The sequence below is a fragment of the Vibrio sp. 2134-1 genome, assembly GCF_033339495.1.
In genome coordinates this window covers 1-723 of record NZ_JAWOUS010000389.1, presented here as the reverse complement: position 1 = coordinate 723, position 723 = coordinate 1, and the positions used below count along the sequence as shown (strand labels likewise).

2 pseudogenes are annotated in these 723 nt (G+C 45.4%); both read right to left on the bottom strand.

Annotated elements, in window-relative coordinates:
* Positions 1-246, bottom strand: a pseudogene (locus tag R7R78_RS26180) (hypothetical protein); the annotation flags it as partial.
* Positions 243-723, bottom strand: a pseudogene (locus tag R7R78_RS26175) (pilus assembly protein CpaC); the annotation flags it as partial. The pseudogenes R7R78_RS26180 and R7R78_RS26175, both read right to left, overlap by 4 nt.

The window sequence follows — 723 nt, the reverse complement described above, 5'->3', positions numbered from 1 at the left end:
CTGTACCACTTTTTTCCCTTTGCTGTTGCGATATTCCAATAAATAATGGCCTCCGGAATCGATCTCACTGACTTTGTCGATGATGTCTCCGAGCTGCTCTGCAGATTCCGATACCGATTTTATCGTTAATTGATACACATGCGTTTCTGGGTAAATTAGGGCCTCTACGCCAGAGCCCGAAAAGTAACGCTCTGCACAGCCAGTGAGTAGAATGATACCTAACAATGTCATTAATGTTCGTCTCATTGGATGAATCCTCCCTGAGAAAGCAATTTGATGGTGGGGTCATTGCCTTTATTGCCAACGTCATTAGTATCCACGTTAAACCAACGGTGCAGAGTTGAGGTTTTTCTGATGTATGGAAGTTGAATCTCTTTATTCTTTATTGGCTTAACAAGATTGACTGTGGCAACAATGATCAACTCTGTATGGCGTCGGTCTGTGGATGCTTTCCGAAATGCCGCTCCCAAGATAGGCACATCACCCAGTAGAGGGGTTTTCTGTAACTCTTCAAGATCGGCACTGCTCATTAAGCCCCCCAAGACAAAGCTGTCGCCATCACCTAGCTCAATGGTGGTCATGGCTCGTCGAGTAGCAAACTGCGGTACTTCTATACCTGCAGCACGAATGTATCTTTCCACTTCACTAACTTCCGGGATCAAGCGCATACGGATTTTGTCTTCATGCAGCACCTTGGCAGTGAGATCAAGCTTAATACCAAAC